This is a genomic window from uncultured Aurantimicrobium sp., from assembly GCF_936931525.1.
Taxonomy (GTDB): domain Bacteria; phylum Actinomycetota; class Actinomycetes; order Actinomycetales; family Microbacteriaceae; genus Aurantimicrobium.
Map to the genome: position 1 here is coordinate 1 of NZ_CAKZII010000149.1, position 2,945 is coordinate 2,945.

The window sequence follows — 2,945 nt, forward strand, 5'->3', positions numbered from 1 at the left end:
CTCGAATGGAGTGAAGCCACAAGCTTGTTTTGAATCAAGAACCTAGCTCACAGGCAACATGTGCTGTGCAAAGAACTCTTGAAGTTCCTCTCGAGCGCTGATGGGGAATACCCCGGCAACATATTGGTCGGGACGAACCACAACGATGGCCCCCTCACGCGAAATATCTCGGTCACGGAAGATGTCACGACCGTGGCCGGCACTGAAGATCTGGTTGACGTCTTCGAGCACCAGTGGTTGTTTGATCGGCTTGAAAGCCTTGGGGGTGGGCCCAGGTTCAATCTCGGTGTAGTCCTGCTGGTAAATGACCTTGGTGTCGAAGGTGGCATCAGTATCGCCATCATCGGGTGTGTAGAGAACTCGTGGAGAGGCGGGGTTGCTCAGCCACCACTCAGCAAATTCTGCTGTGGGAGTTCCGGTCAATGCAGGTGCTGCCTTGTCTGCGAATACGTATACGCGCCAACGACCGTCAGCTTCGTGCAGGTGACCAAGGTGAATCCAGCGAACGTCTGAACGACGGATGACTTCGGCTGATTTAAATGCCTTGCCAACCGGTAGCCCCTTGGCAAGTGCTTGGTGTTTCATACTGGTCGTGATCTGGTTTTCTGGGTATTGCGTCATATAGCCCATGGGGAATTCAAAAGTCTGGTCGTAGAACTTCGCCAAACCGTCTGGATCTTCCCATTCGTCTACAGGCTTAGCCACGAGACCGGACCATTCCTTATCGAAGTCGATGAGGTTCTGGGCTATGACTTTGCGCTCTGAGGAGTAGGTGTCAAGGAGTGACTCAGGAGCGCGACCTTCGAGGACGGCAGCAAGCTTCCAGGAGAGATTCCAGCCATCTTGAATCGAAACATTCATGCCTTGTCCTGCCTTGGCAGAGTGGGTGTGACAGGCGTCGCCCATAATGAATGCTCGAGGGTGTACTTCTCCCTTGAGCTCTTTGGCAACGTCATCGAATCCATCTGTGACCCGGTGGGCAACTTCATAGACTGACCACCAGGCAACGCCTCGAACATCGAGTGTGTAGGGGTGCAAGATTTCATTCGCGCGATCGATGACTTTCTCGATGGGGGTATCACGGACAGTGCCTGCATCGTGTTCATCGGTTTCGCCGAGGTCGACGTAGAGGCGGGATAGATAGCCACCTTCGCGAGGTATGATCATGATGCTGCCCTGGTCGTGGGACTGAATCAGGCACTTGACCTGGTAGTCGGGGAAGTCAGTGTTCACGAGAAGGTCAAGTACACCCCACGCGTGCATGGATGCCTCACCGTGGAGGCTGTGACCTAGAGATGTACGAACCTGACTGCGTGCCCCGTCGCCACCAACGAGGTATTTCGCTCGTACAACGCGCTCTTCACCAGCTCGTGGACCTGCAACGTACTTTATGCGTGCTGCCACGGGGTATTCGTGACTGCGATCAATCTCGAGATCGAGGAATTCAATACCGTAGTTAGGCACAACTTTTCCTGGAGCGCGTTCTGCATCTCGAAGGAAGTAGTCAAGTACGCGTGACTGGTTCACGTAGATGTGAGGCCATTCGCTCAGGCCTTGCGCATCGTCGGGAACACGGGCTGTGCGAATGATGTTGGTGGGCTCCTTGGGGTCCGGAGACCAGGTGTTCATCTCAACGTTGCGGTATGACTCGTCTTGGATCTCGCTCGCGAAGCCAAACGCGTTGAAAGTTTCAACCGAACGGGAGGCAATTCCGTCAGCTTGGCCTTGCATGAGGCGGCCGTCACGCTTTTCAATGGCGTAGATGTTGACGCTGGGGAAGCGGGAGAGCTGTGCAATCACGGCTACGGCTGCAGGACCGGTGCCTACGACGAGGACATCCATCTCATCAGGCAGTTCAGTGGGGCGGTTGATTCCGTAGCCGGCTGCGGCCTTGATGCGGGGATCATTCGATACATATCCGCGTTCGTGGAACTGCATGTGTGAGACTCCTATGTCTAACGTGAAATGAGCTTGTGTATCTATAGTTGAGACACTATTCTAAATATAGATACAACGATACCTCCCTTCTTTCCCTAATGCAATACATTTGAGTCAGCCACCACTCGAGGAACTTATGAGCACAGTAGAGAATGCACCAGAGGGTGGTTCGCAGACCCTGTCACGAGGCCTTACTGCCCTCGACATCATTGGCTCTGCAGAAACCCCTGTCTCGGTGGTAGAACTCGCGCAGAAGCTTGGCATTCACCGTTCCATGGCGTATCGACTCGTGAAGACGCTGGAACTGCACGGATTCGTGGAAAAAACACCTAGCGGGTCCCTCATACTCGGCATCAAACTTTCCACCCTTGCCAGAGGAGTCGCTAGAACTCTCCAAGAAGCAGCAGCTCCGGCGCTTGCTGAGATCGCTGAAGAACTAGAAATGACAGCTTTCCTTGTCGCCTACGACGGGGAAGCAGCAGTGACTTTACGCAGCGCAGAGCCTCTACACGCCCAAACTACTGTGGCGAAGAAACCCGGCACGAGACACTCCATCGACTTGGGCGCCCCTGGGCATGTGATTCGGTCACAGCTCTTCCCTGTGGAATACCCACCTCAGAGCTTCGAGTTCAGTAAAGACGAAGTTTTGGCAGGGATCGCTTCTATCGCAGTGCCACTCGTCATCCCGGGAAATCAGCCTGCAGCTTTAGCAGTGCTGTATTTACCTCACGAGGTAGACATGGACCATATTTCTCAGGTCCTCCGTGATGCGTCAGGACGTATCGTCGCAGCGGCTGGATAAGTTTTTGGCAATAAAAAATCGGGGCGCCCTTAGCTGTTGAGGACGCCCCGAAGTTTTTTATGCGGTGTTAGCCGCTGATGACCTGAGGAATACCCAGAGCCTTGAGGCCTTCCACGCCGAATTCCAGGCCGTAACCGGACTGCTTGGATCCGCCGAAAGGAATCATGGGGTGTACGCCACCGTGAGAGTTGATCCAGACAGTTCC

General features: G+C 54.2%; 3 protein-coding genes. 1 reads left to right on the plus strand and 2 read right to left on the minus strand.

The features are described 5' to 3' along the window. Positions 1-42: 42 nt before the first annotated feature. Positions 43-1,938, minus strand: a complete 1,896-nt coding sequence (locus Q0362_RS07280; RefSeq protein ID WP_298121936.1) for an FAD-dependent monooxygenase — start codon at positions 1,936-1,938, stop codon at positions 43-45. Positions 1,939-2,074: 136 nt separating this feature from the next. Here Q0362_RS07280 and Q0362_RS07285 point away from each other — a divergent pair, with 136 nt between their 5' ends. Continuing rightward, positions 2,075-2,740, plus strand: a complete 666-nt coding sequence (locus tag Q0362_RS07285) for a helix-turn-helix domain-containing protein (protein WP_298121938.1) — start codon at positions 2,075-2,077, stop codon at positions 2,738-2,740. A 67-nt stretch (positions 2,741-2,807) separates the two neighbouring features. Here the strand turns inward: Q0362_RS07285 and Q0362_RS07290 are convergent. After that, positions 2,808-2,945, minus strand: a 138-nt coding sequence (locus Q0362_RS07290) for an aldehyde dehydrogenase family protein (protein ID WP_298118286.1), incomplete at its 5' end; no start/stop codon positions are given.